Source organism: Sphingomonas insulae (assembly GCF_010450875.1).
GTDB lineage: Bacteria > Pseudomonadota > Alphaproteobacteria > Sphingomonadales > Sphingomonadaceae > Sphingomonas > Sphingomonas insulae.
In genome coordinates, this window is record NZ_CP048419.1 from 43,885 (window position 1) to 68,941 (window position 25,057).

The window sequence follows — 25,057 nt, forward strand, 5'->3', positions numbered from 1 at the left end:
AGGTTTTCGGGCAAAATTTCAGCGTCGCTGTCGGATAGTCCGAAGTCCCTTGGTGAGCGCGACATAGAGCAATGCCGCCAGCAGCAACGCGATGGGGATCGACCACCAGCCAAGCAGTTCGCGGGCGCCGTCAGATTGTGCGACGATGCCGGCGCTGACCGTGCCATCCGGATGACGGAACACACCGACATGCTCACCCCAGAGCGGCTTGAGCAGCGCCATGCCGGTGAAGATGGCGAGCAGCAGATAACCGAGGCCGAATGCGAGACCAATCACCGCCCGTCGCGATCCGGCCATGATGGCATAGGAAAGCCCCCGCGCGATCGTGATCGGGCTGTAGGTCCGGGTGCCGCGCTCGATCATCTCGTCGGCGAGCAGCGGGCGCAGATAGTCGATCGGTCGGCCGAGACGCGACAGGGCCACGTCGAGCCGTTCCCCTTCGTTTCCCCCCGACGCAGCAGCCATACTGTCAACAACATGCGCTTCCAGATCGCCGCGCATTTCGGCTACGTCCGCATCTGCACGCGCGAGCAGGCGATCGACCTCGGAGAAATAGGCGTCCCAGCGACGGCGCGCGGCAGGATCGGTGAAAGCGGGGGTCATGCGGACGCTCCTGGCAGCAGGCTATCGACGGAAGCGGCTAGCTTCGACCATGACGGGATCATACCCCGTAGAAGCTCCCGGCCCTGCGATGTCAGGGCGTAGTATTTGCGGGGTGCGCCACCATCGCCATCGGCGAGGCGGGACGAGATCAGCCCGTCCTTCGCCAAGCGCAGCATCAGCGGATAAAGCGTCCCTTCCGGCACGTCGATCGCGGCGCGCCTGGCGATCCCGGAGATTAGCTCGAAGCCATATTGCTCGCGATCGCTGAGCGACAACAGGATGACGAACTCCAGCACGCCCTTGCGGAGCTGGACCTCCCATCTGCCAATCGCATTTTGCGACTCATCCGATTGCCTTGTCATGCAAGGGTAATAGGCCGCATATCCATGTTATGCAAGGTTCGTGTTCATGCTGCCGACAAACAGGTGGGGCTGTTGAAAAATGCGCCGCTGGCACCCGGTACGGTTGGGGGCGAAATGACACCCCAAGGCATAGCGATCCCGTCTCGCATGGGATCGTGAAGCGGGAAACCTCGTGACGGGCGTTTGTGCGCGTGCAAACCCAGTGGTCGTTTTGATTGCAGGTCGCCGTTAGCAATCCGCCGCAAACTCCTTCATCGGTCAACATTCCTGGTGAAATCAAACGAGGAAAGCGGCGGAATGAAGGGATCGAGCCCAGCTCGGTCGAGGTCAGTGAGAAGCCTTGTCTCTCCGGCAGCGTCGCTCAGCCATGGCAGCCGGCGATTGATCGTGCGTGTGACCGGCGCGTCAACGATCTCGAACGTCACACGTCGAATGGCCACTGCAAATGGAGCGATACGGCCGGGCGGCAGGGGGCCGATCCAGCGGATCGTCTCTGGACGTGAGCGGTCGGCGAAACGGACGAGGTCGGGCCAGTTCTGTAGCTGACTGCTGCCGGACGCGAAGGTTGGCGGCACCTCGCGAACGCCGCGGATCGCCTTGATCGCCGCGATCTCGGCGCGTCTGACCTCGTAAGTGTCGCCTTTCACAGACGGGATCAGCGATCGCGCGACGCTGCCGGGCCAATCCATGAAGTTGCCGGCCCGCATCAGGGCGAACACGGAACCTTGCCGCCCCAGATCGATGACAATTGCCTCGCCATTCTCTCGCGTCCTGATCGCTCCTGGGCTCGGGATGGTCTGTGGCCCCGCTTGCCACGTGTGCACCTCGATCACGCCTGAACCGCTCCTGACTCCTTGCGGCGTCGCTACCTCGACGGTCAGGCGGTAGCGGTATGTGGGCAGTTCCTCGTACCCAGGTGTGCAACCGGCAAGCACGAGCAATCCCAGCAGCGATAGGTAGGCACCTGCCTCGCGAAACGTACTGCGGGCCATCAATACCCCCTGCGCACGAAGGCCACTTCGGTAAGCGACTCGAGTTGACGGTCAGCCAGCGGCGCATCCATTCTGCTGGGCTTCAGACTGCCCCGCTGGCTCGCCAGCCAAGGCAGTCGATCACCGATGGTGTGGGTGATCGCATCGTCGGTGACCTGCAGCGTGATACGACGAAGCTTCATACCGCCGCCTATATCGTCCGGATCGATGAAGCGGATCGTTTTCGGGCGGCGCTCGTCACCGAAGGCGACGAAACTTGGCCGGGCATCCATGCCGATCAGCGGATAGCCGGCTCCGACGGGGAGACGACGGGGCAGCACCAGCGGGATACGCGTGGCGGCAACCGCCCGGACCACGTCGGCGATCGGCGCATTGCCCATTGCCGGGGGGCGCACGAGCCACAGGACGATCCATCCCGCCCAATCCGCTGCCAGACGCGACCATAGCAGCGCGTAAATTGTACGCCCATCCGGCAGATCGACCGGCACGGCTTCGCCATCGATCGCCATATCGGCGGCGAACTCGCCCGTAAGGCGCGGGCGGACCTCGATCACGCTCGATCCGGTGCGCAGGCCCGTCGGCGTGTCGACCTCAACCGTCATGCGATACCTATAAGGTGCGACTTGCGTGCGCGGAACGCAGCCATTGAGGACTGGGGTCGTCGCCGCCAGCATCATTGCCGCGACACCTGTTATGAAACCCTTCATCGCTCGATGCGTCCGACGCGAGCAGACGAGGTGAAAGGGCTATTGAGGGGGCCAAGATTACCACGTTCAGGCCGTATCAAGGGCAGGTTCGGATCGGTTTGGCCATCTTCAAACAACAGATTTCTTCCGCCTTTCACGCCGCAACGACTGCCGTTCTAAGATCCTAATGAAGCCGAGAGCGGCAACAGCTTCACGGTCGCAAGCGGAAGCGAGACGATCCACCCTTTCTCATCAGGATGGTGAAACGGAAATCGCGATTGCCGCCCTTGACTACACCGTTGACGATACTTCGCATGCTGTATTATCGTGGTAATACAGCGGCTGGTTGGGAAGTGACAATGCGGTTCACGGTGGCTCTTCTATCAATAGCGGCAGGTTGCACGGGAATGGTTCACGCTCAGAGCTATCAGCCGTCGTTCCGACCCGATGCGTTGAAAGACAGCCCCGCCGGTCATCCTAATGAAGTGCTTGTGGTCGGGTCTCCGCACCTCTCAACGCTACCCGCCAGCTTCAAGCCAGAGATGGTGGAACCGCTTCTCAACCGTCTCGTAAAATGGCGTCCCACTGCTGTCGCCAGCGAAAACATTTCCGGCCTGCAATGCGATGCGATGCGTCGCCAGCGCGAGCGACAAGCAGAGGCCGTCGAAACCTACTGCTTTGATCCCAGCGCTGCCGGTCGTGCAATCGGCCTTGACGTTCCGGCCGCCAATGCGGAGGTCGAGAAGATGCTTGCAGCTTGGCCCGGTGCGCCGTCGCCAGCGCAGCGGCGTCGCCTGGCGCTGGTGTTTCTGGCGGCCGGCGAGCCGGCATCAGCTTTGGTTCAATGGCTACGCCTGCCCACTGGCGAGCGTCACGCGGATGGCGCGCTGACGACAGAACTGACGGCCGATCTGCAAGCCCAAACGACAAAGAAGAGCGAAACGGATCTGGTCGCTGCGCAGCTTGCCGCACGATCCGGACTGGAGCGCGTCTGGAGCGTCGATGACCAGTCGTTCGTGGGCGCACCGATAGACGAGAAGGCGTATGGGGCTGCCATAGCGCGCGCGTGGAACAATCCCGCCACCAAGGCGCGCACCGCGGCGGCCACTACGCTCTACGCCGGGATCGAACGAACAGACGGCCTGCTCGAAATGTACCGCGCGCTTAACTCTCCGGATATGGCCGCCCAAGCGTATCAGTCCGATTGGGGCGCTGCGCTGACCGAGCCGTCTGCCCAGGCATATGGACGGCGCTATGTCGGGTATTGGGAGACACGTAATCTGCGAATGGTGGCGAACATCCGTGAAGTCCTCGGCCGCGCACCTGGAACGAAATTGATCGCCATCGTCGGCGCATCGCACAAGCCATACTACGAGGCATATCTACACCAGATGCGCGATGTAAAATTGGTCGATGTGGAACCCGTGCTTCAATAATCTGGCTACGAGCAACGGCGATCAAATAACCACGACGTTCCCGAAAACGAACGGCCTACAAGACCGCCGGGGCATTCCCATTGGGATCCCAACGGGAATGCCCCGGCCGTCTCGCTGGCCGTTCCCAATCGGGAAAGCAGGACGCAGGTTGTCAGCCAACGAACGACCTGTGCAAATCATCCCCGATGACGCCGCTACGGAGCTACGAAGGATGATAGGTCGCCGGACACTCCTCGCCAGCGGTATTGCGGGATTGGCCTGTCCGCTGCTTGCGCGTTCGGAAGAGAGCATCGCCGACCGCTATAAGCGGTCTGTCGTGATCGACGGCAACTTGGTTCCTACCATAACCGCCTTAGGTCCGCTCCCATCGGATGCCGCCGCAGCTATAAGATCATCAGGACTTACGGCTATAAAGGCCGACCTCGATGGTGCCGATACATTCGACAGCGTCATGGAAATGATCCGCGATTATCAAGCGGTCATCGCTAGCAACCAGACGCTACTGGCTCAGGTTCACGACGCAACTGATATCCAACGCTGCAAGGAAGCCGGCAAACTCGGCATCATTTTCTCTTTCGAAAAGGTCGGCCAGTTTGACGGCAAGGTGGCCAACATCGACATCTTTCGATCGGCCGGCGTGCGTGTAATGCAGCTTAGCTACAATCAGGCATCGCCGTTCGCGTCGGGTGCGCTGACGCCACCATCAGCTAGCACGGGGCTGACCAAACTGGGCCACGAGGCGGTGGACAGGATGAACGCGCTAGGGGTCACGATCGACCTCAGCCATTCCGATGCCAAGACGACTACCGATGTTCTGGCTGCCTCGCGCGTTGCTCCTATCATCTCGCACGCCGGCTGCGCGGCCGTTAACCCGCACCCGCGCAACAAGTCCGATGATGTATTGCGTATGGTAGCGAATAAGGGTGGGGTCATCGGTATCTACGACCTACCCTTTCTAGCTCCTGCCTCCCGCCAGCCCACGGTGGCCGATTACATCGCCCACCTTCGTCATGCCTTGAAGGTGTGCGGGGAGGATCACGTTGGGATCGGGAGCGATGCCATGCTCGCCGGTTTTGATACCTCAGCCGAGAACATGCGGCACTACTTAGAGGTTGTTGCCGATCGCAAAGCTCGGGGCATCGCTGCCCCCGGCGAGGAGCGACCGCCTTTTGTCGTCGGTATGAACACCCCCAATCGGGCGGAGGTGGTGGCGGAGGCTCTGGCAGCGAAGCGGGTGCCTTGGCGGGTCATTGAGAAGGTCTTAGGCGGAAACTGGCTTTCGGCCTTCGAGCGCAGTTGGGTTAAAACGTAAGCCAGATAGTCAGACGGATTATTCCCGAAATCCCGTCAGTGAAGTGTTTTGGGAACGTCCTACCGTTCCCGATCAACGATCCCTTTGGGAAAGCCGCCTACCCTGCGTCGATCGTGCACCAGGCGACGCGCCGCTGGTCGAACACCTGTACCGTGGGCGGAGGAAAGTCGGCGCTTGCGAATGCCCCCGCCGGCACGGAGATCATCCCGGGACGCATCTCCACGTCGTAGAAGACGGTGGAGCCGCAGGTCGGGCAGAAATGATAGACGTTGGTTCGGCCGGAGTCCGTCGCACGCGCGAAGCTATATCGTTCGCCCGCCGTCGTGACTGCCTCGGCGGAAAAGCTCGCGTTCCATGCAAAGGCACTACCTGTCCGACGCTTGCAGTTCGTGCAGTGGCAAACGGAGACGCGATCCGGCTGGCCGGAGCAGACCACGCGAAGCTGACCACAATTGCATTCCGCCTGCCATTCCATCGCTCGCTCCTCCGTGCGCCGCATCTATAGGCTGGCAGCGGGCGATTCCACCGGCCTTCCCGTTTCACCATCGGAAAACGGGAAACGCCTCTACGCCACGGACGCGAGGCTTCGGGCACGCTCCATGTCCTTCGGTCGGCCAAACGCAGCAAGCATGGCCTGTAGCTCTGCCTTCTCGGGAACGAACACGACCACGTTATCGACCTTGATGGCTTGCCGGGTTGTCGGCTGCACCGGCAGCCATTCTGTGCCCGACAGTCGGTGAAAGTCGGCCATGAACTCTATCGGCAACGCCGTGCCGGACCACGTTCCGAAGATGCTCGACCGGAACGCTTCGTGTGCCGATCCACCCCGAAGCTCGATGCCGATCGTTGGCAGGATGCGTCTTGCGTCGGCAACGCTTAGCAGGACGTCCACGTCTGACACCTGACCTGGATCGGCTCCATGAAGCGCGACGGCTGCGCTGGCGATGATCCACCAAGGGTCATGCGCCTGGTCCATGATGGTGCCGATCGCGTTCAACGCCACCGAGAGGGCTGGGCTGATTGTCATCGGTTGCAAATAGCATCCGCGTTCCCGCTTGGGATCGAATATCGGGACAGGGCTAGGCCGTCAGTTATCTGCGTCCTATGAGCAGTTCGGATGCCTTGGTGATGGTAAAAACGCCATCCGTTCTGCGGAAGGCGTCTTCAACGATAGCCGCCAGCTTCTCCATGACGTCCGGCTTGTCAGCGATCGGCAGACTACCGAGATAGCCCAATAGATCGACGGGATCGGTCACGCGAAGCTCGTCGTCGTACCTGACCACATCGACGCTGGCGAACTCCCTCTGCATGAGCGTAAGCCCTTGCTCCGACGACAGCGGCTCCGGCCGTGGATCAGTCTCGCCTCCGAACGGTGTGCGTGCCAGCGCCGATAGCTCCGACATTGTGCCTGCCGGGTTGAGTACCACGGCCACGACACCGCCTTCGCGCGTTACCCTCGCCATTTCCCTCAGCCCGGAAGCCGGGTCGGTCAGGTGATATAGCATGTGGATCGCGATCGTCGTGTCCACGCTGGCATCGACCAGCGGCAGCGCTACCGCGTCAGCGACGGAAACCTCAACATCGTGCCACCGCTGTAAGGCGGCGATAGAGGCGCGGGCGGCATCCACCATGCCCTCGGAAATATCAGATAGGCGCAGCTTCAGGTCGGATGGCACACTTTGCGGTGCGTTCGTCCAGAACGATCCCGCACCGCACCCCACGTCGGCGATGACACCGCCTGCCGGTAGCGGAATGTTGGAGGCCAGCCATTCGAACCAGTCGCCCCGACCGTAGCGGGTATGCAGGATCGATCGCGCCTTCAGCCTATCGGGGAAGCGATACTGAACATCGCGGAGATAGCTTTGCTCACTGTCCGACATGATGACCTCGGTTAGGAGTTGCGGGCCGGTCATCGCTCGACTGGGGCGATGCAGCAAGCCTCACCATTCCCGATTGGGAACGGCTACCGAGACGACGACCACCGTCCCAATGGGATGGTTAAATGAGAAAGCGCATGGCTTGCTTAACCTGACTTCCGGTTGAAGCTGGAAACCGCCGCCAACATCAGATATCCCGTCCGTTTGGTGTGAACACCGACTAAGCGCTTAATCGGACCACGTTGCTTGCGTAGCCCCCAGCTCCGTTGCTGGACTGTCCCAAGCGATCGTCGTGCCTTGCACGTCGAACGGTGGGCGCAGCCGCCGTCCATCGCCCCAAGGCGTTCTTTCAGTGATCGGCGACAGATCGGCTTGTTCGGGGCGCAGACCAAGCGTGCCGGTAATGGTCGCGGGATGCCTGGCTAGCAGATCGCCTGTGCGCGCGAGCGAAAGGCGGGCGGAGCCGATCCCGTTCCCCCGCGCGCCTTTGCACAAAGCGGCAAGCGTGGCGGCCGCCATGAGATAGCCGGTGGCATGATCGAGCGCTTGCACCGGGAGCGGGGTAGGCTCGGTCCGACTGGACCAGGTCATCCCGGCTTCAGCTATACCACAACTCATTTGAACGAGGCTGTCGAAGCCGCGCCGACCGGCCCAAGGTCCTGTCCAGCCATAGGCGTCCAAGGTCGCCTCGATCAGGTGAGGGTTCAACCGCTGCCGCGCTTCCGCGCCCAGTCCGAGCCCATCGAGAGCGCCCGGGCGATAGCCGTGCACGAGCACATCCGCGTCCGCCAACAGGCGTTCCAGCGATGCTTTTCCTTCGGAAGTGTCGAGCTGCAAATGTGCGCAGCGCTTGCCCAACGTCACGTCCGGAACGACATTCGCCTCCTCCCAATCAGGCGGGTCGATCCTGAGCACAGTCGCGCCGAGTCCAGCCAAAGTGCGTGTGGCGACCGGGCCGGCGATGACACGGGTGAGGTCAAGCACCCGCAGACCGGCGAGCGGGCGGTCGCGCGTTCCGCCCCAGGACCGGAGGGACCCTGGCCGCCCGGCGTCCCAAGCGATCAGCGGCTCGGTCGCGACTGCGACACCTTGCGGATGCCGTAGCCATTCGTCGCGGGAACGCATCGCGGCGGCAACGCCGTTGGCGTCCACTATGGCTGTTTCCAGAGCCTCCGCGTCCCAGTCGGCCACGGCCCTCGCGACCAAGCCGCGGTCGGGTGCAACGCCTAGGACCAACAGCGCGGCACGACGATGATGCGCCAGATTGGTGTGCAGCTTGATCCAGCCATCCCGCGTCCGGTAGTCGCCGGCTACTGCATCCCAGATGGGCGGCAATTCCCAGCCGACTGGATGGATCGAGCGCCCCGACCATAGCGATACCAGCCGCTGGTGAACGCAAACGGGAGGCGGCGACGATGCAAGCCCCACCGCCTCAACCAGTGAGCTGGCGGCGCTTGCCACGGCCGCCACCGATGCGCTGAGTAGCTCGCTCACCTCGAAGCATGACGGAAGTCGTTCGTCGCCGGTCACCTCGGCAAAAAGATCGACACCTAGGGCTGACTCGATTTCACCTCGCACCGACGTTGCCCTCCGCACTCTCAGCTTCTTGGGATGTGCATAGTAGCTTTATCGACGTCGGTGAATGCAGATGCGGCGGCGGCGAATGTGACCTAACCAGCATTCTCGGTTGGGAACGATCAGCGGGACGACCGCAGCCATCCCGTTTGGGATAGTGGAACGGGAAACCTGATGATGAGGCGTTTGTGTGCGTGCGAACCCCAAAGGTCTTTTAAATTGCAGGGTGCCGTGAGCAGAACTCGCCCAACCCCTTCATCGGTCAATATTCCTAGTGAAATCAAACGTGGAAAGCGGCGGGATGAAGGGATCAAGCCCGGCGCGGTCGAGGTCTGTGGGAAGCCTTGTCTCTCCGACAGCGTCGCGCAGCCACGGCAGCTGGCGATTAATCCTGCGTGTAACTGGCGTGTCTACGATCTCGAACGTCACACGGCGAATGGCCATTTGGGATGGATGGATGCGACCGTTCGGCAGCGGGCCGATCCAGCGGATCGTCTCGGGTCGCGAGCGGTCGGCGAAACGGACGAGGTCGGGCCAGTTCTGTAGCTGATTGCTGCCGGAGGCGAAGGTCGGTGGCACCTCGCGAACGCCGCGGATAGCAGTGATCGCCGCGATTTCGGCGCGTCTCACCTTGTAAGTGTCGCCTTTTACAGGCGGGATCAGCGATCGCGCGACGCTGCCAGGCCAATCCATGAAGTTACCAGCCCGCATCAGCGCGAACACGGTACCTTGCGGCCCCAGGTCGATGACAATTGCCTCGCCATTCTCTCGCGTTCTGATCGCTCCTGGGCTCGGGATGGTCTGCGGCCCTGCTTGCCACGTGTGCACCTCGATCACGCCCGAACCGCTCCTGACTCCTTCGGGCGTCGCTACCTCGACGGTCAGGCGGTAGCGGTATGTAGGCAGCTGCTCGTATCCAAGTGTGCAACCGGCGAACACGAGCGATGCCAGCAGCGCTAGGCAGGCACCGACCACGCGTAAGGTACTGCGGTCCATCGATACACCCGTCTTGACGTCCAGTCGGTGTGGATGCGGCTACAACTAATCCGGCATTCCCGCTTAGGAACACTCAAAGGGACGGCCGCAGCTATCCCGTTTGGGATCGAATATCGGGAAGTTTGTCACGCTGCCTTGGGGTGACCCTCTAGCCAGTCGATTGCAAACGCCAGCATCGGTTTCGCGTCCACGAGAAGGGATGGGGCAAGGCCAATCAAACCTTCGCTGCCCGCCCCGCTTGCGACGTAAGCGGTGACAATCTGCTCGATATAGTCGTCCGGAAGTCCCTCTATGACCGGCTCCGTGGTGTCGAACTCCTCGACAACCCGCCACGTCCTTGCCGCGTCTCCCGCGAACGGCACTTCGTAGCGGCGGACCAATTTATCCGGCAGGTTGGCAAGGTGATCGGCATGGTGGGCGAGCGTCATGGTGTCCCAAGGCGCTCCGACCATGAGAACCCGTCCGCCCCGTTCGACCAGCTTGGCGAGGGGTGATCCCTCACCATAACCATAGTCCTGCGGATGATCGGCGGTGATCCATTCCGCCAGCTTGCCTATCGCGGCCACTGACGCTCCGGGATTGGCGCTCCGGTGCGCTCCGGGCATCGTCCGAACGAACTCGGCAATGATGCCGTTCATCCTCACCGCTCGCGACGCTTGCCGATCGAACCCCGGCACATGGTCGCGCCATTCGGGCAGGACACGGCCATCGTCATCCATCAGATCATCGTGACGGCTATCCCAGCTTGTATAGACAACCATCGTGCCTTCGGGGCCGACAACATCAAGGATGGCGTTCGACAAAGCATCGGGACCGTTGAGCAGCGGCCCAACCTTACTCATTGCAGCATGGACCATCACGGTATCGCCTGCGCGCAATCCGATACGGTTCAGGTCATCGGCCAGCGAAGCACGGGTGCGAAATTCGGGTAGCTCATCGTTCATAGGGAGATTGATGCCTCATTCCGGTCGGCCGTCCAAGCATCGCCATCGGCCAATGACGCCTTCCCGATTGGGAACGACCGGAGGGACGGATGCGGCATTCCCAATTGGATGCTGAAACGAGAATGTGCGGCTTAGCGGCTCAAGGCATTGGTGCGGTAGAAGGCAGCCAGCTCCCCGGTCGTCGCGATCTGTATCTTGGGCAGGCTGATGCCACCGATCATGTCGCGGTAGCGGATGCGGTTGGCCCTGGTGCCGACGACGATGTGCCGGATCATATCCCACTTCACGCTATCGCGACCGCCCTCCAGAGCGCCGCGCCGATCGCGCTCGAACCAGCAGCGTCGAATGTACCTATACAGGCTGGTTGTCGTCGGAACGTCGAGGAGAAGGAAGCCGGTCGATCGTTCCAACCGCTGCGGAAGCAGCCGGGAGTAATTGCCTTCGATCACCCAGCGGTCGCCAGTAATCGCCTTATCGTGAAGCGCCGCAAACTCATCTGGCGGTCGTGGAACCCAGTCGGTGTGCGGAAGATGGTGTAGCTGATCGAGGTGGACCACCTCCAAGCTCCGCGCTCGGCCTATTGCCTCCGCGAGAGTCGATTTGCCGCTGTTCGACGGTCCCATGATGCAAATGCGTGTGCCCAGCTCGTCCAGCGTCATAGCGCAGAATACCTCCTCGCCGCGGGCGATATGGCTGCGGGCGGGTTCTCACAACGGATGGTATTTCGGGATTATGGAAGTAGATCGGTTAGCCGGTTCCACCTGAGACATCAGGAGCCACTTTGGGGTCCGGGTCCTGCGCCTTGCCGGTCGCGGGTGCCACCTTCTGGCTCGGCATAGCGGTGAGATAAGCAACGATCGCATCGACGTCCTTCTCGGCCACTGGCGCCTTATACACCTCACGCATCTTGGTGACGGTCGCCTTCCACTGATCCGCCGATAGCGCAGGCTGGGTCAGCGCCATGCTGGCTGAGTGGCACGAGGTGCAATTGGCATTGATGACGTCGGCGTGCGGACCGTCGGGGTAGGTCGCGTCGTCGGCCGGCAGGTCGACGCTGGTCGAGGCAAGCGAGAAGCCGCGCGCTGACACGCTGGCGGCCGGTGCCGGCTCAGACATCTCGGAGATCGGAACGGGCGCCTTGCGGCTGCTCGGCGCGCCGATCGAGACGAGGATGATGCCGGTCAGGCCGATCAGGCCAGCAGCCATCATGCCGGGAGACGGAGTCTTCATGATTTGCTCGCTCCTCAGGCCGCGATGATGGTGGTGGTTTCAATGTTGCCGCGCATGAACCCGCCGGGATTCCAGATCGGCTTCATCGGCTGAGCGACACCGTTGGTGTTCCAGCAGCGCACCATGATGGGGTTAGGCCCGCGTCTCAGCGGCACCCGCCCGTCCCAGCGCCGGAAGCTGTACCTGCCCTCGTCCGCTCCGAGCGTCGTCCTGTACCAGGTGCGGCCACCGTCCGACGACACATCGACCTTGGCGACGCCGCAATCGCCGCCCATTGCGATGCCGCCGACCGGGATCGACGCTTCATAGGCGATCGCCTGACCATCGGGCAGGCTGGTCATCCAGCTACGCGGGATCATGCGATTGATCGGTACGGTCGGGAAGTCCTTGGCACCGGGCGCGACATTCGCGCCGGGTGTCGCGGGGATCTTGTAGGCCTTGGCCATCCAATACTGGTCGTCAGGGCCGGGCAGTACCTCGATCGCGTTCAGCATCTTGACCCAATAGGTCGAGTACCAGCCCGGCACGATCAGCCGGCAGGGAAAGCCGTTGAGGAGCGGCAGTTGCTCGCCGTTCATGCCGAAGGCGATCATGACCTCGCCGTCGCGGGCATGGTCGATGTCGAGTGCCTTCTCGAAGTCAGGAGCGCCCGCCACGACCGGCTGATCGAGAGCGCCGAAGCGCACCTGCACCGCGCCTGCCTTGACCCCGGCGAGGTCGAGCACGTCGCGCAGGCGAACGCCGAGCCACTTGGCGTTGCCCATCGCGCCATTGCCCCATTGCGCGCCGGCGACGCGCGGCTGGAACAGCCCGCGGCTGTTGCCCGAGCACTGGTTCACCGCCGCCATCTCGACCCGTGGAAGGCGCAGCAGCTGAGCGAGGCTGATCGACAGCGGCCGATTGACGTGGCCGAAGACGTTGAGGCGGAAACTTTCGACGTCGATCGAGGTCGGTATGTCGGCCCAGTGCCAGCGGACGAAGAACTGGTCGTTGGGCGTGAACACCGACTTGTCGAAGACCTCCATCGGCGTCTCCAGCAAGGGTGGATGGACGCGCTGGAGGATCATGCTGCCCTTGCCGGGAAAGGCGCTGGTCATCGGCCGCTCGGCATTGCCGCCGGGCAGCTTCAGGTCGACGAGCTGCTGCGCCAGTGCCGGCGCGGCGGCAAGGCCGGCGGTGCCGAGCGCGGCATGGCTGAGGAAGCGGCGACGGCTGGTCTCACTCGCCAGCCCGGCGTCGAAATTGTCCATGACAAGGCTCTCCTGTGGCCAGTCACGCTGGCGGATCGAAGGGGCATTCTGCAAGTGATCGGACCGACTGATCCGATCATCATGGCGGATCAGTTCGGGGTGGCGATGCAGGGCGAGACGAACAGGTTGCCCCGCCATGCACCGGCTAGCGTCTTGGCACCGACCAGCAGCCACATCGCCGCGAGCGCAACCGTCAGCACCGTGCCGACGATACCGAAAAACATAAGGTTCAGCGTCGTGCCGAGGCGGAAGGTGGCGACGGTGTAGACGCCGAGCGGGAAGGTGTAGCCCCACCAGCCGAGGTTGAACGGCACGCCCGCGCGCCAGTAGCGGATGGTGATAAGCGTCGCGAGCGCCAGCCACCACAGGCCGAAACCCCAAAGGCAGAGCCCGGCGACAACGCCGATCCCCTGCGCGACGGTGCCGACGCCGGCTAGCCCGTGCGCGGTGAGGATCGCCGGCGCATCCGCGCCGAGCACCAGCATGCCCAGAGCACCCGTGCCGATCGGCCCCAGCGCCAGCCAGGAAGATGCCGCCATGCTTTCATGCGGCAACTTGTGGAGTGCCATGCGCAGGATGAGGATGGCGAGGATGCCAAACGCGACCGGCACCGAATAGGCCCACAGCACATAGGAGGTCGCGAGCGTCACTATCTGCGCGTGGGGATCGGTTAGATGCGGCGCGAGCAGCCCGCCGCTGGCGCCCGCCACTTCGGCAGCGACGACCGGCAGCAGCCATACGGCGGTCATGCCGTCCAGGCTGTGCTCGTGGCGGGTAAACATCAGGTAGGGGATCAGCACGCCGCAGGCGAGCGACATGGCGACGTCGATCCACCACAGGATATGCGCGACCGGCACGATGCCATTTCCGAACCGCGCGATGCCGAAGGCGAGACAGCCGTTGATGATCGTCGCCAGCCCCATCGGAATGGTCCCGATGAACATCGACACGGTGTTGTGCCCGAAGATGCGCCGCGCCTCGTGCCCGAACATCACCCAGCGCGCGCCATAGAGGCCGGCGAACAGCGCGAAGAGCGCGATATTGAAGAACCACAACACCTCGCCGACAGGTTTAAGCGAAGGCCCGATGCCGGGCACCTGCGGCAGCGCGAGGGCAAGGATGCCCGTGCCCATCGTCGCGGCGAACCAGTTGGGCGTGAACTGGCGGATCATCTCGCGGGGGTGATCGAGCCGGCTGAGCGGCTTGAGGCCGCTGAGAACGGAGTGCGTGTCGGCAGTCATGCGACCTGCTCCTTGATGAGATCCGTCAGCGCGTCGGCCGCGCGGGTGCGATAGCGTTCCTTGTGGCGCAGCGCGTGAAAGGCGCGGTCGGGCAGCCCGAGCGGCAGCTCGACGAGATCGCCAGCCTTGAGCGCGCGCGCGACGACCAATCGCGACAAGACGGCAACGCCGGCACCGGCCTCAACGGCGGTGCGCACCGCCTCGTTGGACGGCAGCGTCATCGCTATCGTCAGCTGGGCCGGATCAAACCCGCGCGTTCGCAGCACGTCCTCGAAAGTCGAGCGCGTACCCGATCCCTGCTCACGGACGATCCAGCGTGTAGTGCGCAGCCAGGCCTCGTCGATGCGTTCGGCTTCCTCGCGGCCGACCAGCACCATTGGGTCATGCCCGACATTCCAGTGGGCAAGCGCCGGTTCGTCCACCTCGCCCTCGACAAAGCCGAGTTCCGCCGCGCCGCTCAACACCTGCGCTGCCGCGCCTTCGGTGTTGTCGATCGCCAGCTCGACCGCGATCTGTGGGTGGCGTTCGTGGAAGGCGGCGAGCTTTGCCGGCAACCAATAGCTCGCGATCGTCTGGCTGGCGACGATCCGCAACGAACCACGCGCGAGCCCGGCATAGTCCGCGAGCATCGTCTCGGCATGCGCTGCCCGCCCCAGCACCGCGCGCGCTTCCTCCAGAAAGCCGCGGCCTGCCTCGGTAAGCTGGATGCCACGCCCGACGCGGTGGAACAGCGGAACGCCGTAGCGCGCTTCGAGGGCCGCAACCGCCCCGGAGGCAGCAGACTGCGTGACGTTCAGCGCCTCCGCTGCCTTGGTGACGTGTTCGCGCTCCGCGACACCGACGAATATTCTGAGCTGCTCCAAAGTCATGCAGCATATATCGCGTACTTAGATCGATACGACCAACCGTTTGATATGGTCATTCCAATCTGGATATCGGAATGGTCGGCAGCCTTTCGTCTGCGATGGTCTCGAAGACTTGAAGCGTTACGCGTGCCCGCGACGTTTGATCGTCCATGACCGATATGATCGAGCGCAGTTCTGATCCCTACAATGCCGAGCCGACGCCCGGTGCGTTGATCGAGCGGTTTCTGACGCCGCAGGCGCTGTTCTACGTGCGCAGCCACGGGCCGGTGCCGGATCTGCCCGCCAATCATCGGATCGAGGTGAGCGGGAGGGGCATGGCGAGCCGCTTCTTCTCGGTGCAGGAACTGAAGAGCACGTTTGCCACGCGCACGGTAACGGCGGTTCTCCAGTGCGCCGGCAACCGGCGTACCGATCTCCAGCAGGTCGCCAACACCTCCGGCGATCCGTGGGACGTAGGCGCGATCGGCAATGCGGAGTGGACCGGCGTACGCTTGGCCGATGTGCTCGATGCGGTCGGCGCGCCGGATGCGTCCGAGCTGTTCGTGGCGTTCACCGGCGCGGACGAGGTGGACGTGGAGGGTGAAGAAGCCTTGTTCGGGGTATCGATCGCCATGAGCAAGGCGCGGGAGCCCGACGTACTCCTCGCCTGGGCGATGAATGGCGAGCCGCTGACGCCCGAACATGGCGCCCCGCTCCGCATGGTGGTGCCTGGCTATGCCGGGGTCCGCAGCGCCAAATGGCTGACACGGATCGAGGTGCGTGAAACGCCCTCCGAGGCACCGATCCAGGCGCACGACTACAAGCTCTTCCCCGCCGCTGTGACGAGCGACACCGTCGACTGGAGCCAGGGTCTGACGATCAATGCCATGCCGCTCAACGCCGCGATCTGCTCGCCCGGTGCGGGCGAGAGTTTGGCCGCCGGAGAGGTGCGGATTGAGGGATATGCCATTGCCTATGACCGCCGTATTTCTCGGATCGAAGTGTCGGTGAACGGCGGTCGCGACTGGCAACAGGCGACCTTCGCCGATGATCCGGAGACGCGCTGGGGCTGGCGGCGCTGGATCCTTGACGCCACACTTGCCAAGGGACGCCAGCACCTTGTCGCCCGTGCCTTCGACGAGACCGGGCAGGGACAGCCCGAGCGGCCGGATACGATGTGGAATTTCGCCGGCTATCTGTGCACCGCCTGGCATCACGTTCACGTGCTGGTCGAATGATCGAAGCATCAGCGGCACCGGACGTCGCTTTCTGGATCGATGCGATTGGCCGGCTGGTGGTGGCGACCGCGGCCGGGATGGTGCTCGGCTGGGAACGCTCGCGTGAGAACCGGCAGATCATGGGCCTGCGGACGCTGGGTCTGGTCGGTCTGGCGAGTTGCATCGCCGTTCAGGCGATCGTGCATAGTGGCTTGCCGAACGTGAACGCCGATGCCGCAGGACGGGCGATGCAGGGCATTCTGTCCGGCGTCGGCTTCATCGGTGCCGGTGCGGTGCTGCGGGTCGGCCAGGGTCAGGAAGTGCATGGATTGGCGACCGCCGCGTGCATCTGGGTGACAGCCACGATCGGCGCGGCAGCAGGGTTGGCGGTGTGGCCGCTCATCATCGGCGGGGTGAGCCTTGCAATGCTCGTCCTGTTCGTCGGCGCGCCGCTGGAACGCCGCATCCGCGAGCGAGCCCGTCTGACGCCGGCCGAGACCGACAGGAAGGATGTCGAGCGCAAGCCGTGATCGCGCTGGACCGCCCGGTGCCCGTCGGCGCCGGGAGGCGGCAAGGCGCTATCAGGACACAAGCGCGGCATCTGCCTGACGCCGGACTTCATCGGCGATCGGATGCAGTTCGGCCGCGGGTCGCTCGCCCACCACACTATAGCCGATCCCGTCGACCGCCCATGTGACCCGGCCCATGGTCCCGCTGGACGTGCTGGTCATGCTCGCGGTCTTGTCGATCTGCATGGGCCTCGTCAGCACCGCAAGTTTCGACGCTTGCGGTCCGTCGTAGAGGAGCAGTGCCGCAGGGCCGTGGGGCGTCGCGACCAGTCGCCCCCCGCCATAGCGATAGCCGGCCGTGCTGAGGTCCGGGATCGTGACGCGCTCACCCAATCGAGCGGAGGTCCATCGGATCAGCATGGCGCGCTGGTCGGGGCCGATCTCCGCCGGTCGTATCCGGTCGGCGGCATAGACACGGAAATTATCACTCGCCTCGTTGGCCAGCGCCGCGATGCCCGCGCGGGGTTCGCCGCTCCACCGCGCGCTCGACCAGCCACCGCCAAACCCCAACGCCAGCAGAAGTGACGCGGCGATGGCGAGCTGCCAACGCGGTTGCCGTTGCCGTCCCCTGATCGCTGCCACGCGCATCGTCGCCGGGATCGGTTCATCCGCGACGGGGGCGAACAGGGATGCAAGGGCTCGCGCCTGCTCCGCCTGCTCTCGCACACGGGCATGCACGTCCGGCTGGCCTTCAAGATAGGCGTCGACCAGGCGCTGCCGCTCGGGCGACAGCCTGCCATCGATCCATGCGGCCAGATCGTCCTCGCCGATCGGGCTGGTCATTGCACGCTCCTCAATCGCGGCCGTTCACCCTCCCGGAGGAGGGTCGCCAGACGGTCGCGCCCCCGCGATATGCGCGACATTACCGTGCCCAGCGGCACGCCGACTACGGCAGCGACCTCCGCATAGGGCAGGCCCTCGACCGAGACCAGGAGCAGCACCGTTCGCTGTTCTTCAGGCAACGCATCAAGCGCGCGCAGCAGGTCGCGGTGGTGCAGGCCTGTGTCCTGATCGGCCGGGCGGCCGAGCGCGGCGTCGTCCACGAGGTGGAGCGGAACCGCCGTACCTCGCCGGCTATGCTGCCGCTGATGATCGACCAACAAATTGTGCAGGATCGCATAGACCCACGGGCGGACCTCCGCACCCCGTCGCTGTCGCCAGCGCCCGACCGCGCGCTCCAGGCAATCCTGCACCACGTCATCCGCCATCACCCGGTCGCGCAACCACGACCGGGCATAGCGGCGCAGCCCGGGGATCAGCGGTTCGATCGCGGCGGCAAGCGGGTCCATCTCAGTCGCGCTGCACCTGCACGATGCGCCCCGGCGCGCCGTTCACCACCTCCGCAACCGCCAGAAAGCGCCGGGGTGTCGCGGTGCTGCCCTGAACGATCTGGCGGATCGGACCCGATGCGTTGACGATCGCCGCACCTGCCGGGTTGCTCATGAAGTTCGCAAGCGGCTCTACAGCGCCGCTGCCGTCCGCATTGGCGGTCAGTACGAGCATGTAAGGCTTCTTGGGCTGCAAACCGGTAACGGCACTCTGCACGACCTGAATGATGCCCTGGTCGAAGAGGGTGATGCTGCTTGCCGTACCTTTGCCGCCAATCGGCCCCATGGTCAGATGCAGCGCCTTGCCCGCTGTGCCGAGCGGCTGGAGATTGTCGGTGCCGGGGCCTGTCGGAACTGCGTTCGACACATAGGCGATCGCCTGCGGTGCCTGTCCGACCGGCACGGTAGCGACGACCGTGTTGCCGGCAGTGTCGATCGCGGCCAGCTCATCGGAATTCTCTAGCCCGACATAAACGCGCCGGCCGTCGCCCGATGGCCAAACACCGTGCGGCATCTTGCCGACCGGAATTGTTGCCACCGGCGTGAAGTCGGACGTGCGGAACACCTTGACCACATTCTCTCCGCCGACCGTCACATACGCGAACTGCCCCTTGGCCGTGCGGGCGAAATTGACATGGTTCGTGATAGGCCCGGTATCCAGCACCTTCAGGATCGCGAAGGGTGGCCGAGCATCGAATGCGACCGTCTTGCCGATGTCCTTCAGCGTAAACCACACTTGCTTGCCGTCCGGCGTCGCGGCGATGTTGGGGCAGAAGGGGCTTGGCTGCGCCACCTGTCCGACCTGCGCGTGGGTCGCGACATCGAACACAGCCAATACCGGATTGAACGAAGAGCAGACATAGCCGTACCGGCCATCGGGAGAGAAGATCGTCATGCCCGGACCACCGGGCGTCTTGATGCGCCCCGTCTCCTTGTACGTCGTGGGGTCGAGCACGGCGATATAATCCTCGCCGCGGACCGTGACCCACACCTCCTTGCCGTCCGGCGTGAAGAACGCCTCGTGCGGACTGCGCCCGACATAGGTCGTGTGCTTGACGGTGTTGGTGGCGGTGTCGATCCACGACACGGCGTTCGATCCGATCGACACGACCGCCAAGGTCTTCCCGTCCGGCGAGAAGCCCAGGCCGTGAACCAGCACCTGTCCCTTGTAGAGCGGGGAGAAGTTCATCGGCTGGGGATCGCCGAGTTTGATGACGCCGAGCAGCCGGTTGTCGGCCGGGTCGGTCACCGACACCGTGTTGGAGAATTGTTCAGACGCATAGACGCGGTCGCGGTGGCTGACGGGCATGTCCTTAGCGTTCCACGGCGCCTGCTGGGCCATGGCGAGGCCCGGTGCGGCGCTCATCAGCAAGGCGGCCGAGCGCAGGATGGTCCGGATCATGTCAGTGCTCCATAGGGCTATGGTGGCCGCCGCCCTGCGTCGGGGCTGGCGTCGAAGGCGGTAGCGGCTGGCCGATCGCCAGCTTCATGGCGGCGATCTCCTGCTGCTGATCGATGATGATTTCCTGCGCGATGCGCTTGAGCTGCTCGTTATGGCCGTAGCGCAGCTCCGCCACCGCCATATCGATGGCACCCTGATGATGCGGAAGCATCATCGCCACGAAGTCGCGGTCGACGTCACCGGACGGCTTGACCATCATGCCCGCCATCATCCGGTCCATCGCGACAGACATCATGGTAGCGTAGCCATCGGCGGGGGCGGCCGCGACTGCGCCGGTAAGTAGGGCCGAAGCCGTCAGACCCAGCATCCAATCTCGTCTACGCATAAGCCTCCAGCGCATCGGTCTCGAAAGCGTAGACGATGCTCGTCGGGGTTTATTCCGTGGCCAAAGCCATTTTATCGGTCCTCACCAAAACGATGGTCTCATGCTTCTGCGGTTGGTTGACCGGGTCGCGGTCGGACAGCATATGCGCAGGCACGGCGATGGATTTCCGCCGGGCCATTCGGTCGAACCGCCCTCGCAAGGGCCGATGATTCCTACCAGGCGCCGCAAGGCAGCAAGGAGGAATCGTGCGCGCGACATTTCGCAATCTCTATGACCAGTTCAACATGGCAGCGTTCATTCGCGATCGCCGCACCCATGCCACGTCGGTACTGCGGTGGGCTTTGATCCTGGTCCCGATGGCCGCAGCGGTGGGAACGCTCTGCGCGGCCTTCCTGTGGAGCCTCGACGCCGTAACCCGGCTTCGCTTCGCCTTTCCCTGGCTGCTCTACCTGCTGCCGATCGGCGGGTTCGTGGTCGGACTGCTCTACCATCTGACAGGGCGCTCGGTCGAAGGCGGCAACAACCTCATCGTCGAGCAAATCCACGAACCGGGGGGCGGCGTGCCGCTGCGCATGGCTCCGCTCATCTTCTTCGGCACGGTCGTGACACATCTGTTCGGTGGATCGGCGGGGCGTGAAGGCACCGCCGTGCAGTTGGGCGGCAGTCTTGCCAGCGGGCTTGGACGCGCGCTCAAGCTGGATGCGGAAGCGACGCGCATCCTGCTGATGACCGGCATCGCGGCGGGATTCGGCGCGGTCTTCGGTACGCCGATTGCGGGCGCGGTCTTTGCACTGGAGGTGCTGGCGATCGGTCGGGTCGAGTATCGCGCGCTGGTGCCATGCCTGGTCGCGGCGCTGGTCGGTGACTGGACCTGTCTTGCCTGGGGCATTCATCACGGCGTCTACCATGTCGATGCGCTGGTGCCGGTCGACGCGCTGCTCGTCGCCAAGGCCGGTGTCGCCGGCATTGCCTTCGGTCTGACCGGGCTGACCTTTGCCGAGGCCAATCACGCGCTGGGCGGATGGTTGAAGCGCGTGATCCCCTATGGCCCACTACGACCCGTTATCGGCGGGCTGGCCGTGATTGCGCTGGTCTGGCTGTTTGACACTCGAGACTATCTCGGCCTGGGCACGCTCGCCGCGACACCGGACAGCCTGACCATCGCCAGCTTCTTTGGTCCCGATACGCACTCGTGGAGCTGGGCGCTGAAGCTGCTCTTTACCGTCGTGACCCTGAGCGCGGGCTTCAAGGGGGGCGAGGTCACGCCGCTGTTCTTTATCGGCGCGGCGCTCGGCAATGCGCTCGCGCCGATGTTCGGAGTACCGTCGGGGCTATTCGCAGCGATCGGCTTCGTCGCGCTGTTCGCGGGCGCGGCCAACACACCGCTGGCTTGCACGTTCATGGGGATCGAGTTGTTCGGCGCGGCCTATGCGGTGCCGATCGCAGTCGCGTGCTTCGTCTCCTACCTCTGCTCAGGCCACAACGGCATCTACCTGTCGCAGCGCGTCGCCGTGCCTAAGGTGCCTGCCGCACACCTCACACCCGATGCCACCCTGCGCGATGCCCGCACGCACCGCGCTTCTCGCCGGCGCACGCGCGCCTGATTCCGCTTCCCACCGAAAGCCATGCCATGCCCGATCGTTTCACCGTTCAGCACCGCGAAGTCGGGATGCTACGCATCTATCTGAAGCCCTCCGACAAGATCGGCTCACGTCGCTTCTGGGGGCAAAGCCGCTCTATCGCGAGCTGATCCGGACCGCGAAGGCGGACGGCATCATCAACGCCGTCGCGCAACACACCCATTACGGCTTCAGCAATCGCGGCCCGATTCGGGAAAATGGGTCGGAGATTGCCGATCCACATCTGACGATCTGCGTAGAGCTGGTCGGTGACCGTGACCAGCTCGACTTATTTTGTCGGCGGCATGGCGATCTGCTTGGCGACAAAGTGATCGTCTACAAGCAACTGGAGCATTGGACGATCAGGCGCAAAACTTAGCGAACCAGAGCCTGATCGGCGTTCCCGGTTGGAAACGACCAGCAAGATGGCCGAGGCTTTCCCATTAGGATCGAGTTTCGGGAAGGTTTGGATCACAATATAGCCGCGATGTTGTCGTCAATCTTAAGCCATGCAGGCGGGAGAACATAGCTTGGAACTACGTATCGTGGCGATAATGGCTCTGGCTCCAACGCTTACGTCGGCTGATCGCGCACCCAGTGAACGCGTCATCACTGGCGAGGGGCTGGTCGAGGTCCGCGTTAATGAACAGCCTGCCACCCTCCGAATCGACCCCGCTGCTCCCGCTATGCCATTGATCAACCGCAGCGTCGCAGAGAGTGCCCATCTCAAGATGAAAAGTAGTTGGGGGGTAGGTATAGGCTACGCGATCGGCAACACATCCGTCATGTCTCGCACCCAAGTGGTTCGTCTTGATCTCGGCAATGGCCGCATAAAGCGACGCGTAGGTTGGACAAGCCGTCCCTTCGCTGCGGTAGCCGATGGCAGCATAGGCCCTGAAGCATTCCCCGAAACGATTATCCGGTTCCAGCTACGTGATCCGCGAGTGGGTGCCAAAACAGTTTCGTTCCCAATGGATCGCGATTCAACCGCACTAGGGATATTCGGTAATTTCAGCGCGACATTTGGTCAAATCAACGTGGGTGGAGAGCCTATGCGAGTGCGCTTCGATCCATATCATGCACGTTCCCTTGTTACGGCAGGAGCCGGTGCCCGCCTTGCTCGCTCGTATGATGGGGCGATAACCGGCCAGACGGAGCCAACTGAGATCTTCTTCGGCGTACAACGTCCAGTTCGCACCCTCATCCTAAATCGCCCCCTAGAATTAGGGAGATTAATGATCTCATCTCTCGGAATAAGAACGACCGATGACGGGAGCATAAACAGTATCAAAGAGGTTGGTGTGCCAGAGCAGCACGTTGATCCGGACGAGATTGTAGTCACCGCGAAGGGCAAGAAACGCGATACGAGGCGGGATACGCTATCGTTGGGCAATGACTATCTCGCGCGCTGCTCATCGATCACGTTTGATCGAGGCGAGAAAGTCATACGACTGACCTGCTAATGCAGCTCACGGGTACAAGCTGGGCAGAATCCCTCTTTCCTGAATGGGAAGGATGAACGGGACGGCCCACGCAACTTCCGTCTTCCTGAAGCGTCCGGCGGGCCGGCTTTCCCGAAATCTGTTCCCGATTGCGTTTTCCCGAAATGATCCATTGGACATGGGGAAACGGGACTGCTGCAGGTTGATGGATCGGCCGGTTTCGGGATGCCGCGCCGATCTACAGAACGGCCGGGAATGGGTCGTAAGCTGGCGTCGCCGCCAGTCCGCACAACGGATTCTTCACACGCGGGCGGTAGCTTCAGCGCATTTTTTTGGGCTGAGGCGAGCATGTGGAACGATGACAACGCGATCTATGATGATGGTGAGTGGATCACTTGGACCGAGATCAACTCGCATCTCGAACGTCTGGAGTTCGAAGCGAGATATCCTCACCTCAATGTGGAGCTGATCCCGGTCTTCCAAAACCTGCTCGCAGTCGCCCAAGACTACCATGAACTGACGGGCAGCCACCTGCAGGTTTATGGCGACCTAGGCGAGCTCTACGGTGCCATCGTATACAAGATAAAACTGCACAAAAATTACGCCCAGGGCTCTGACGGCAGGCTTGGCAACGATTTTGTCGAGGTCAAGACGATTTCCCCCTTTAAGGGCAGCAACGCTGTTACTCTCAATCTCAAGCGCAATTTCAGCAAGGTATTGATCGTCAAGGTCGATGAGGACTTCGAGGTCTACGGCAAGCTTATCGATCGAAAGGCGCTTCCCAAAACGAAGGATGACAGACTTGTCCTCGACTGGAATGACTTCGAGGGCGATGGCCGACGCGAAGCACGTCTCGCTGGGAGTTGCCTGCTCACATAAGCTTGGCGAGTGACCGCTTCGGGCATCGCCGCAGGATCGCCACAGCGACCGTTGTTGGGTCGTTAGCTGCGCTGCCGAGGTGTGCCACGTGGCACACCTCGGCCTGCTTGTTAGGAAGGGCCGCCAATTTATCGCGATCGGGACTTCTGCAAGACCTGATCCTGCGCCATCTCCCGCACCCGCTGTTCCTGCTTCGCCTTAACCTCAATGCCGGCGACGGCTTCGCCGCGGCTGATCCGGGCCGCGACCTCCTCCTTGCGCTCCGCCACGAACTCGCGCTGCTTGATATGATCGCTCGGGAAGCGGTCGGCCGCGACCACCATTGCGAGCGCCACATGGCTTTGCGCCTTGCGTAGATTGGGGTCCTTTGCGTTCTGAACGTCCGACTGTCGACGAAACCGCTCGGCCAGGTCGGTCCGCGGCTCCGCTTGTTCCTTGTTGTCGCGAGCCTGATTGGCAGTCCGCGTCGATCGTACTTGGTTGTCGGTATGACCGGCCTGACGAGCCTGCTCGCGCTCAGCCGCGGCCTTCGTCTTGTCGTCGGGCTTGTAGCTGTCGACCTTGATGCCCTGTGCGGATGCCGCGAGGTAGGCAGCGCGTTGGAACTCGGCGTCGCCGCTGACCTTGATCGACGTCCACCCGTTTTCTTTGGCGAGGCGGATCAGATCGGGGAGAGAGTCACGATCCTTCGCCTTGATCCGATCGGGGGTGATGGTCGCGACCGGCTGTTTGTCATGGGCGCTGCGATAGAGCTTGTTCCCGACCCTTAGAAACCGGGAGTCCAGCTCGGGCGGCACTTCCATCGGCCGCCTACGGCGGGTCTCGCTTTCCTTGCCGGTACCGGCAGCTTCGACATTCTCAACCATG

At 63.1% G+C, this 25,057-nt stretch carries 28 protein-coding genes and 1 riboswitch; of the genes, 8 read left to right on the forward strand and 20 right to left on the reverse strand.

Going from position 1 to position 25,057, the window contains the following annotated elements; genetic code table 11:
• Nucleotides 1–18: 18 nt before the first annotated feature.
• From GTH33_RS00180 to GTH33_RS00195, 4 genes are all read right to left on the reverse strand, one after another.
• Entirely contained in the window at nt 19–603 is a 585-nt protein-coding gene (locus GTH33_RS00180; RefSeq protein ID WP_163956351.1) for a hypothetical protein, read from the reverse strand.
• Nucleotides 600–899: a PadR family transcriptional regulator gene (locus GTH33_RS00185; protein ID WP_208404263.1), complete on the reverse strand. Its 300-nt coding sequence runs from the start codon at nt 897–899 to the stop codon at nt 600–602. The genes GTH33_RS00180 and GTH33_RS00185 overlap by 4 nt, the downstream gene beginning before the upstream one ends.
• Before the next feature lie 317 nt (nt 900–1,216).
• Nucleotides 1,217–1,957, reverse strand: coding sequence for a hypothetical protein (locus GTH33_RS00190; protein ID WP_163956355.1), 741 nt, complete (start codon nt 1,955–1,957; stop codon nt 1,217–1,219).
• The gene (locus GTH33_RS00195) at nt 1,957–2,634 is read right to left on the reverse strand and encodes a hypothetical protein (protein WP_166753247.1); all 678 of its coding nucleotides are present in this window, start codon (nt 2,632–2,634) and stop codon (nt 1,957–1,959) included. The genes GTH33_RS00190 and GTH33_RS00195 overlap by 1 nt, the downstream gene beginning before the upstream one ends.
• Nucleotides 2,635–2,957: 323 nt before the next feature.
• On the opposite strand from GTH33_RS00195, the gene GTH33_RS00200 reads away from it, so the two are divergent.
• A complete protein-coding gene (locus tag GTH33_RS00200) occupies nt 2,958–4,079 on the forward strand; it encodes a DUF5694 domain-containing protein (RefSeq protein WP_243848523.1) in 1,122 nt (373 codons plus the stop codon).
• A 169-nt stretch (nt 4,080–4,248) separates the two neighbouring features.
• Nucleotides 4,249–5,391: a dipeptidase gene (locus tag GTH33_RS00205; RefSeq protein WP_163956359.1), complete on the forward strand. Its 1,143-nt coding sequence runs from the start codon at nt 4,249–4,251 to the stop codon at nt 5,389–5,391.
• A 97-nt stretch (nt 5,392–5,488) separates the two neighbouring features.
• Here GTH33_RS00205 and GTH33_RS00210 read toward each other — a convergent pair whose 3' ends face one another.
• The 11 genes from GTH33_RS00210 to GTH33_RS00260 all read right to left on the reverse strand — a co-directional run bounded on the left by GTH33_RS00210 (nt 5,489) and on the right by GTH33_RS00260 (nt 15,373).
• Complete coding sequence (locus tag GTH33_RS00210; protein ID WP_163956361.1) at nt 5,489–5,866, reverse strand: GFA family protein; 378 nt, start codon at nt 5,864–5,866, stop codon at nt 5,489–5,491.
• A gap of 90 nt (nt 5,867–5,956) precedes the next feature.
• Nucleotides 5,957–6,418 (reverse strand): hypothetical protein, encoded by a 462-nt coding sequence (locus tag GTH33_RS00215; RefSeq protein ID WP_163956363.1) that lies wholly within the window; start codon nt 6,416–6,418, stop codon nt 5,957–5,959.
• Nucleotides 6,419–6,482: 64 nt separating this feature from the next.
• A complete protein-coding gene (locus tag GTH33_RS00220) occupies nt 6,483–7,304 on the reverse strand; it encodes a class I SAM-dependent methyltransferase (protein WP_163956365.1) in 822 nt (273 codons plus the stop codon).
• A 192-nt stretch (nt 7,305–7,496) separates the two neighbouring features.
• Nucleotides 7,497–8,846 carry a CoA transferase gene (locus GTH33_RS00225; protein ID WP_249054804.1) on the reverse strand — a complete coding sequence of 450 codons (1,350 nt, stop codon included), beginning with the start codon at nt 8,844–8,846 and terminating at the stop codon, nt 7,497–7,499.
• A gap of 252 nt (nt 8,847–9,098) precedes the next feature.
• Nucleotides 9,099–9,839, reverse strand: coding sequence for a hypothetical protein (locus tag GTH33_RS00230; RefSeq protein ID WP_163956367.1), 741 nt, complete (start codon nt 9,837–9,839; stop codon nt 9,099–9,101).
• 125 nt (nt 9,840–9,964) lie between these two features.
• Complete coding sequence (aac(3), locus tag GTH33_RS00235; protein ID WP_163956368.1) at nt 9,965–10,783, reverse strand: aminoglycoside 3-N-acetyltransferase; 819 nt, start codon at nt 10,781–10,783, stop codon at nt 9,965–9,967.
• A 131-nt stretch (nt 10,784–10,914) separates the two neighbouring features.
• A complete protein-coding gene (locus GTH33_RS00240) occupies nt 10,915–11,442 on the reverse strand; it encodes a P-loop NTPase family protein (RefSeq protein WP_163956370.1) in 528 nt (175 codons plus the stop codon).
• 88 nt (nt 11,443–11,530) lie between these two features.
• Nucleotides 11,531–12,013 carry a c-type cytochrome gene (locus GTH33_RS00245; RefSeq protein WP_007406258.1) on the reverse strand — a complete coding sequence of 161 codons (483 nt, stop codon included), beginning with the start codon at nt 12,011–12,013 and terminating at the stop codon, nt 11,531–11,533.
• A gap of 14 nt (nt 12,014–12,027) precedes the next feature.
• Nucleotides 12,028–13,263 (reverse strand): molybdopterin-dependent oxidoreductase, encoded by a 1,236-nt coding sequence (locus tag GTH33_RS00250; RefSeq protein ID WP_007406293.1) that lies wholly within the window; start codon nt 13,261–13,263, stop codon nt 12,028–12,030.
• Between the two features lie 89 nt (nt 13,264–13,352).
• Nucleotides 13,353–14,504 (reverse strand): TDT family transporter, encoded by a 1,152-nt coding sequence (locus GTH33_RS00255; RefSeq protein WP_007406242.1) that lies wholly within the window; start codon nt 14,502–14,504, stop codon nt 13,353–13,355.
• Nucleotides 14,501–15,373, reverse strand: a complete 873-nt coding sequence (locus tag GTH33_RS00260) for a LysR family transcriptional regulator (protein ID WP_007406272.1) — start codon at nt 15,371–15,373, stop codon at nt 14,501–14,503. The genes GTH33_RS00255 and GTH33_RS00260 overlap by 4 nt, the downstream gene beginning before the upstream one ends.
• A 146-nt stretch (nt 15,374–15,519) precedes the next feature.
• On the opposite strand from GTH33_RS00260, the gene GTH33_RS00265 reads away from it, so the two are divergent.
• Together GTH33_RS00265 and GTH33_RS00270 are read left to right on the forward strand one after the other, a co-directional pair.
• Nucleotides 15,520–16,587 carry a molybdopterin-dependent oxidoreductase gene (locus GTH33_RS00265; RefSeq protein WP_007406227.1) on the forward strand — a complete coding sequence of 356 codons (1,068 nt, stop codon included), beginning with the start codon at nt 15,520–15,522 and terminating at the stop codon, nt 16,585–16,587.
• Nucleotides 16,584–17,096, forward strand: coding sequence for an MgtC/SapB family protein (locus GTH33_RS00270; RefSeq protein WP_007406274.1), 513 nt, complete (start codon nt 16,584–16,586; stop codon nt 17,094–17,096). The genes GTH33_RS00265 and GTH33_RS00270 overlap by 4 nt, the downstream gene beginning before the upstream one ends.
• Before the next feature lie 51 nt (nt 17,097–17,147).
• Here the strand turns inward: GTH33_RS00270 and GTH33_RS00275 are convergent, their stop codons facing one another.
• From GTH33_RS00275 to GTH33_RS00290, 4 genes are read right to left on the reverse strand one after another with little or no spacing between them, the layout of a single operon-like run.
• The gene (locus GTH33_RS00275) at nt 17,148–17,918 is read right to left on the reverse strand and encodes an anti-sigma factor family protein (protein WP_007406229.1); all 771 of its coding nucleotides are present in this window, start codon (nt 17,916–17,918) and stop codon (nt 17,148–17,150) included.
• A complete protein-coding gene (locus tag GTH33_RS00280) occupies nt 17,915–18,424 on the reverse strand; it encodes an RNA polymerase sigma factor (protein WP_007406239.1) in 510 nt (169 codons plus the stop codon). Before GTH33_RS00280 ends, GTH33_RS00275 begins: the two co-directional genes overlap by 4 nt.
• A 1-nt stretch (nt 18,425) precedes the next feature.
• A complete protein-coding gene (locus GTH33_RS00285) occupies nt 18,426–19,865 on the reverse strand; it encodes a YncE family protein (RefSeq protein ID WP_007406255.1) in 1,440 nt (479 codons plus the stop codon).
• Nucleotide 19,866: 1 nt separating this feature from the next.
• Complete coding sequence (locus tag GTH33_RS00290) at nt 19,867–20,265, reverse strand: DUF305 domain-containing protein (protein ID WP_163956372.1); 399 nt, start codon at nt 20,263–20,265, stop codon at nt 19,867–19,869.
• 130 nt (nt 20,266–20,395) lie between these two features.
• Nucleotides 20,396–20,472, forward strand: a riboswitch (Fluoride riboswitch).
• A 23-nt stretch (nt 20,473–20,495) separates the two neighbouring features.
• On the opposite strand from GTH33_RS00290, the gene GTH33_RS00295 reads away from it, so the two are divergent.
• The 4 genes from GTH33_RS00295 (at nt 20,496) to GTH33_RS00310 (ending at nt 24,190) form a co-directional block, all read left to right on the forward strand.
• The gene (locus GTH33_RS00295) at nt 20,496–21,854 is read left to right on the forward strand and encodes a voltage-gated chloride channel family protein (protein WP_163956373.1); all 1,359 of its coding nucleotides are present in this window, start codon (nt 20,496–20,498) and stop codon (nt 21,852–21,854) included.
• Complete coding sequence (locus GTH33_RS00300; protein ID WP_338054367.1) at nt 21,811–22,248, forward strand: DUF190 domain-containing protein; 438 nt, start codon at nt 21,811–21,813, stop codon at nt 22,246–22,248. Before GTH33_RS00295 ends, GTH33_RS00300 begins: the two co-directional genes overlap by 44 nt.
• A 151-nt stretch (nt 22,249–22,399) precedes the next feature.
• Nucleotides 22,400–23,332 (forward strand): pepsin/retropepsin-like aspartic protease family protein, encoded by a 933-nt coding sequence (locus GTH33_RS00305; protein ID WP_163956375.1) that lies wholly within the window; start codon nt 22,400–22,402, stop codon nt 23,330–23,332.
• A 327-nt stretch (nt 23,333–23,659) separates the two neighbouring features.
• On the forward strand, nt 23,660–24,190 hold the full coding sequence (locus GTH33_RS00310; protein ID WP_163956412.1) for a hypothetical protein: 531 nt from the start codon (nt 23,660–23,662) through the stop codon (nt 24,188–24,190).
• Between the two features lie 128 nt (nt 24,191–24,318).
• Here GTH33_RS00310 and GTH33_RS00315 read toward each other — a convergent pair whose 3' ends face one another.
• Entirely contained in the window at nt 24,319–25,056 is a 738-nt protein-coding gene (locus tag GTH33_RS00315) for an LPD7 domain-containing protein (protein ID WP_163956377.1), read from the reverse strand.
• Nucleotide 25,057: the final 1 nt, after the last annotated feature.

Bases quoted from the DNA above. Each gene is read 5' to 3' on its own strand.
- GTH33_RS00180 (WP_163956351.1), bottom strand. From the start codon at position 603: ATGACCCCCGCTTTCACCGATCCTGCCGCGCGCCGTCGCTGGGACGCC.
- GTH33_RS00190 (WP_163956355.1), bottom strand. From the start codon at position 1,957: ATGGCCCGCAGTACGTTTCGCGAGGCAGGTGCCTACCTATCGCTGCTG.
- GTH33_RS00195 (WP_166753247.1), bottom strand. From the start codon at position 2,634: ATGATGCTGGCGGCGACGACCCCAGTCCTCAATGGCTGCGTTCCGCGC.
- GTH33_RS00200 (WP_243848523.1), top strand. From the start codon at position 2,958: ATGCTGTATTATCGTGGTAATACAGCGGCTGGTTGGGAAGTGACAATG.
- GTH33_RS00210 (WP_163956361.1), bottom strand. From the start codon at position 5,866: ATGGAATGGCAGGCGGAATGCAATTGTGGTCAGCTTCGCGTGGTCTGC.
- GTH33_RS00215 (WP_163956363.1), bottom strand. From the start codon at position 6,418: ATGACAATCAGCCCAGCCCTCTCGGTGGCGTTGAACGCGATCGGCACC.
- GTH33_RS00220 (WP_163956365.1), bottom strand. From the start codon at position 7,304: ATGACCGGCCCGCAACTCCTAACCGAGGTCATCATGTCGGACAGTGAG.
- GTH33_RS00230 (WP_163956367.1), bottom strand. From the start codon at position 9,839: ATGGACCGCAGTACCTTACGCGTGGTCGGTGCCTGCCTAGCGCTGCTG.
- GTH33_RS00240 (WP_163956370.1), bottom strand. From the start codon at position 11,442: ATGACGCTGGACGAGCTGGGCACACGCATTTGCATCATGGGACCGTCG.
- GTH33_RS00245 (WP_007406258.1), bottom strand. From the start codon at position 12,013: ATGAAGACTCCGTCTCCCGGCATGATGGCTGCTGGCCTGATCGGCCTG.
- GTH33_RS00250 (WP_007406293.1), bottom strand. From the start codon at position 13,263: ATGGACAATTTCGACGCCGGGCTGGCGAGTGAGACCAGCCGTCGCCGC.
- GTH33_RS00255 (WP_007406242.1), bottom strand. From the start codon at position 14,504: ATGACTGCCGACACGCACTCCGTTCTCAGCGGCCTCAAGCCGCTCAGC.
- GTH33_RS00260 (WP_007406272.1), bottom strand. From the start codon at position 15,373: ATGACTTTGGAGCAGCTCAGAATATTCGTCGGTGTCGCGGAGCGCGAA.
- GTH33_RS00265 (WP_007406227.1), top strand. From the start codon at position 15,520: ATGACCGATATGATCGAGCGCAGTTCTGATCCCTACAATGCCGAGCCG.
- GTH33_RS00270 (WP_007406274.1), top strand. From the start codon at position 16,584: ATGATCGAAGCATCAGCGGCACCGGACGTCGCTTTCTGGATCGATGCG.
- GTH33_RS00275 (WP_007406229.1), bottom strand. From the start codon at position 17,918: ATGACCAGCCCGATCGGCGAGGACGATCTGGCCGCATGGATCGATGGC.
- GTH33_RS00280 (WP_007406239.1), bottom strand. From the start codon at position 18,424: ATGGACCCGCTTGCCGCCGCGATCGAACCGCTGATCCCCGGGCTGCGC.
- GTH33_RS00285 (WP_007406255.1), bottom strand. From the start codon at position 19,865: ATGATCCGGACCATCCTGCGCTCGGCCGCCTTGCTGATGAGCGCCGCA.
- GTH33_RS00290 (WP_163956372.1), bottom strand. From the start codon at position 20,265: ATGCGCTGGAGGCTTATGCGTAGACGAGATTGGATGCTGGGTCTGACG.
- GTH33_RS00300 (WP_338054367.1), top strand. From the start codon at position 21,811: ATGCCCGCACGCACCGCGCTTCTCGCCGGCGCACGCGCGCCTGATTCC.
- GTH33_RS00310 (WP_163956412.1), top strand. From the start codon at position 23,660: ATGTGGAACGATGACAACGCGATCTATGATGATGGTGAGTGGATCACT.
- GTH33_RS00315 (WP_163956377.1), bottom strand. From the start codon at position 25,056: ATGGTTGAGAATGTCGAAGCTGCCGGTACCGGCAAGGAAAGCGAGACC.